This window comes from Citrobacter sp. CK202 (assembly GCF_030333225.1).
GTDB classification, from domain to species: Bacteria; Pseudomonadota; Gammaproteobacteria; order Enterobacterales; family Enterobacteriaceae; genus Citrobacter_B; species Citrobacter_B koseri.
In genome coordinates, this window is record NZ_JAOWGI010000014.1 from 1 (window position 1) to 4,363 (window position 4,363).

Sequence of the window (4,363 nt, forward strand, 5' to 3'; positions counted from 1 at the left end):
CCCATGCGAGAGTAGGGAACTGCCAGGCATTAATTAAGTGAAGAGGCCATCCTGAGGGATGGCCTTTTTGCGTTCATGCGCCCGGGCGCAGCCGGATGGCGGCTGCGCCTTATCCCACCTACATAACCACAAGCCATACTGTTGCATATGCGGTAAACTAGACGCGATTTTGCATCAGGAAAGCGTCTATGAATCACTCCCTCAAACCCTGGAATACCTTCGGTATCGATCAACGCGCTAACAAGATTGTCTGTGCCGAAAATGAACAACAACTATTGGATGCCTGGCAATCGGCTAAAGCATCAAATTATCCGGTACTGATACTGGGCGAAGGGAGTAACGTTCTGTTTCTTGATACCTTTCATGGAACGGTGATTATCAACCGTATCAAAGGTATTGAGGTGACAGAGCAACCCGAGGCATGGCACCTGCACGTAGGGGCGGGGGAAAACTGGCATAACCTGGTCCGATACACTCTCCAGCAAGGTATGCCGGGGCTGGAGAATCTGGCGCTTATTCCGGGGTGCGTCGGTTCTTCTCCTATCCAGAACATTGGCGCCTATGGTGTAGAACTACAGCGGGTCTGTGACTATGTGGATTGTGTCGAGCTGGCAACCGGAAAGTCTCTACGGGTGAGCGCCACAGAGTGCCGCTTTGGTTATCGTGATAGTATCTTCAAGCATGAATATCAGGATCGTTACGCCATTGTGGCTGTCGGCCTGCGTTTACCAAAACAGTGGCAGCCCGTACTGACTTATGGCGACCTGGTTCGCCTTGAACCTGAAACGGTCACGCCGCAGCAGGTGTTTGATGCCGTATGCCATATGCGCACCACGAAACTGCCCGATCCAAAAGTAAATGGTAATGCAGGTAGCTTCTTTAAAAATCCTGTTGTTGCAGCAGAGATTGCGCACACATTACTGGCGCAATTTCCCGGTGCGCCACATTACCCGCAGGCCGATGGTTCAGTGAAGCTGGCTGCCGGTTGGTTGATCGATCAGTGCCAGCTAAAAGGCGTCAGTATCGGGGGCGCTGCGGTACATCGTCAGCAGGCCCTGGTGCTGATTAACGCACATAATGCGACAAGCGAGGATGTGGTGAAACTCGCGCATCATGTGCGTCAGAACGTGGGTGAGAAATTTAATGTCTGGCTGGAACCGGAGGTTCGGTTTATCGGGCAGACTGGTGAAGTGAATGCTGTGGAGATCATTGCATGAAGGATAATACCGTTCCCCTGACGCTGATCTCTTTGCTGGCCGATGGTGAGTTTCATTCGGGTGAACAGCTGGGTGAAACGCTGGGAATGAGCCGCGCAGCCATCAACAAGCATGTCCAGACGCTGCGTGACTGGGGTGTTGATGTGTTTACCGTACCCGGCAAAGGATATAGCCTGCCAGAACCTATCCAATTATTAGATGCTTCTGTCATCCATGCACAACTGGACAGCGGGAATGTCACGGTACTTCCGGTTATCGATTCGACGAACCAGTATCTGCTGGATCGCATCGGCCAGTTGACGTCGGGTGATGCCTGTGTAGCGGAATACCAGCAGGCTGGGCGTGGTCGTCGTGGGCGGAAATGGTTCTCTCCATTTGGTGCGAACCTGTATCTTTCTATGTACTGGCGTCTGGAGCAGGGGCCGGCAGCCGCGATCGGGCTGAGTCTGGTGATCGGCATTGTGATGGCTGAGGTTCTGCGCGATCTGGGTGCAGAGAAGGTTCGGGTTAAGTGGCCTAATGACCTCTATTTACTCGATCGCAAGCTGGCAGGCATTCTGGTTGAGCTTACGGGTAAAACGGGCGACGCTGCACAAATCGTTATCGGCGCAGGTATCAATATGGCCATGCGCCGTGTGGAAGAAGGCGTCGTGAATCAGGGATGGATCAATCTCCAGGAAGCGGGCATTACGCTTGATCGCAACATGCTGGCGGCGACGTTAATCAAAGAGTTGCGTGCGGCGCTGGAACTCTTTGAGCAGGAAGGTCTGGCACCTTACCTGTCTCGCTGGGAAAAGCTGGATAATTTTATTAACCGACCGGTTAAACTGATTATTGGTGATAAAGAAATATTTGGTATTTCCCGTGGGATAGATGCGCAAGGCGCGTTGTTGCTTGAACAGGATGGCGTAATTAAGCCGTGGATGGGCGGAGAAATATCTTTACGCAGCGTAGAATAATAAAAAGGGAGCTAACGCTCCCTTTTTATATTATTTTCTCAACCTGACTTGTTCGACCGCATGATTGGCGCTTTTGGTCATAATCAGACTGGCCCGCTCACGAGTGGGCAAAATATTTTGCTTTAAGTTCAACCAGTTGATTTCTTTCCATAATGATGCGGCGGTATTGATCGCTTCATCTTTCGATAATTTTGCGTAATTATGGAAATAAGAATCTGGGTCGGTGAACGCCCCTTCACGGAATTTCAGGAAGCGATTGATGTACCACGTCTGGAGTAAATCTTCAGGCGCATCAACATAAATAGAAAAATCAACGAAGTCAGAAACAAATACATGATGTGGATCGTGAGGATAATCCATTCCACTCTGTAGTACATTTAAGCCTTCAAGAATTAATATATCGGGCTGTGCGACGGTTTTATCTCCGTCTGGAATCACATCATAAATCAGGTGTGAATAGACTGGTGCGGTAACATTTGGCACCCCTGATTTGAGATCGGATACGAATTTCACCAGACGGTGCATATCGTAAGACTCAGGGAAGCCTTTCTTCTTCATCAGCCCGCGATCTTTCAGCACCTGGTTAGGGTGTAGAAAACCGTCAGTGGTGATCAATTCGACGCGACGATGTTCCGGCCAGCGGCTCAGCAGCGCTTGCAGTACGCGCGCGGTGGTGCTTTTGCCCACGGCAACGCTACCGGCGATGCTGATGATATAAGGAATACGCTGGCCGTTAGTGCCTAAAAATTGCTCCAGAACAGCCTGACGGCGCAGGTTTGAACTGATATAGAAATTTAGCAAACGCGACAGGGGCAAATAAATCTCGGCAACTTCTTCCAGTGATAAATCTTCATTAATGCCTTTGAGTCGTGCGATTTCGCCCTCGGTCAGGGTCATCGGCACGGAATCACGAAGCGCAGCCCACTGGTTGCGATCAAATTGTAGGTAAGGCGTCATTAACGTTTGCTCTTTACTCATAAGCATGTTTCTGGCTGTCATTGCTACATCAGGTCAGCGATAAAAAAACGAATCATCCCCGGCATGCAATGGCACGACACATTTCAGTTAATTTGGACAATGGGCAGGAGGGTAACACCAGATGGGAGGGAATAATAAGAAAAAATCTCTCCTGATAAGTTATCCCTGAAACGCAATGTGACGGATATACCATATGTAAAAGAAGAATTTTTCTCTTTCAAACGCAGATATGATGATGCTCTCCGTTAAGCCGTTAGCATCCTGGTGTCGAAAAATCGCACTGACCTGACTAAAAATAGGCCATTTAGCAGTCTTGTCGTGCAAAATGTGAGCGATAGAACATTTTATGCAATTTTTTAGTTGCATGAGGTCGCAGGTCTCCATAGAATGCGCGCTACTTGATGCCGACTTAGCTCAGTAGGTAGAGCAACTGACTTGTAATCAGTAGGTCACCAGTTCGATTCCGGTAGTCGGCACCATCAAGTCCGGTGGGGTTCCCGAGCGGCCAAAGGGAGCAGACTGTAAATCTGCCGTCACAGACTTCGAAGGTTCGAATCCTTCCCCCACCACCACTTTCTGGCAGCGCATTTGCTGTCTGAACTGGTTGAAAAAATTAACCGGTTCGAATAAGAAAAGAGACATGTCTCTTTTTTTGTTACAGAAAGAACTGGGTAGCCGAGTTCCAGGATGCGGGCATCGTATAATGGCTATTACCTCAGCCTTCCAAGCTGATGATGCGGGTTCGATTCCCGCTGCCCGCTCCAGACGTGCTGATATGGCTCAGTTGGTAGAGCGCACCCTTGGTAAGGGTGAGGTCCCCAGTTCGACTCTGGGTATCAGCACCACTTCACTTCTCCTTCCCGTTTCTCTCTGTATAAACTTAAATATTCAACAATTCAGGCATATCGCCTGGTTGATGTGGTGATATCACCGATTTATCCGTGTCTTAGAGGGACAATCGATGTCTAAAGAAAAGTTTGAACGTACAAAACCGCACGTCAACGTCGGTACTATCGGCCACGTTGACCATGGTAAAACAACGCTGACCGCTGCAATCACTACCGTACTGGCTAAAACCTACGGCGGTGCTGCTCGCGCATTCGACCAGATCGATAACGCGCCGGAAGAGAAAGCTCGTGGTATCACCATCAACACTTCTCACGTTGAATACGACACCCCGACTCGCCACTACGCGCACGTAGACTGCCC

The 4,363-nt window shown here is 49.7% G+C and carries 4 protein-coding genes and 4 tRNA genes; 7 read left to right on the top strand and 1 reads right to left on the bottom strand.

Features of this window, described 5'->3' with window-relative positions; genetic code table 11:
• Positions 1 to 188 precede the first annotated feature (188 nt).
• Positions 189 to 1,217, top strand: coding sequence for a UDP-N-acetylmuramate dehydrogenase (gene murB / locus OGX84_RS01285; RefSeq protein WP_275166884.1), 1,029 nt, complete (start codon positions 189 to 191; stop codon positions 1,215 to 1,217).
• On the top strand, positions 1,214 to 2,176 hold the full coding sequence (gene birA, locus OGX84_RS01290; protein ID WP_112001744.1) for a bifunctional biotin--[acetyl-CoA-carboxylase] ligase/biotin operon repressor BirA: 963 nt from the start codon (positions 1,214 to 1,216) through the stop codon (positions 2,174 to 2,176). The genes murB and birA overlap by 4 nt, the downstream gene beginning before the upstream one ends.
• Before the next feature lie 30 nt (positions 2,177 to 2,206).
• On the opposite strand, the gene coaA is transcribed toward birA, so the two are convergent.
• Positions 2,207 to 3,160, bottom strand: coding sequence for a type I pantothenate kinase (gene coaA, locus OGX84_RS01295; RefSeq protein ID WP_024130653.1), 954 nt, complete (start codon positions 3,158 to 3,160; stop codon positions 2,207 to 2,209).
• 397 nt (positions 3,161 to 3,557) lie between these two features.
• Between coaA and OGX84_RS01305 the strand changes: the two genes are divergently transcribed.
• The 5 genes from OGX84_RS01305 to OGX84_RS01325 form a co-directional block, all read left to right on the top strand.
• A tRNA-Thr gene (locus OGX84_RS01305) sits at positions 3,558 to 3,633 on the top strand.
• Between the two features lie 8 nt (positions 3,634 to 3,641).
• A tRNA-Tyr gene (locus OGX84_RS01310) sits at positions 3,642 to 3,726 on the top strand.
• Between the two features lie 117 nt (positions 3,727 to 3,843).
• Positions 3,844 to 3,918 (top strand) — tRNA-Gly (locus tag OGX84_RS01315).
• 5 nt (positions 3,919 to 3,923) lie between these two features.
• Positions 3,924 to 3,999, top strand: a tRNA-Thr gene (locus tag OGX84_RS01320).
• Between the two features lie 116 nt (positions 4,000 to 4,115).
• Positions 4,116 to 4,363, top strand: a 248-nt coding sequence (locus tag OGX84_RS01325) for a GTP-binding protein (RefSeq protein WP_044807133.1), incomplete at its 3' end; no start/stop codon positions are given.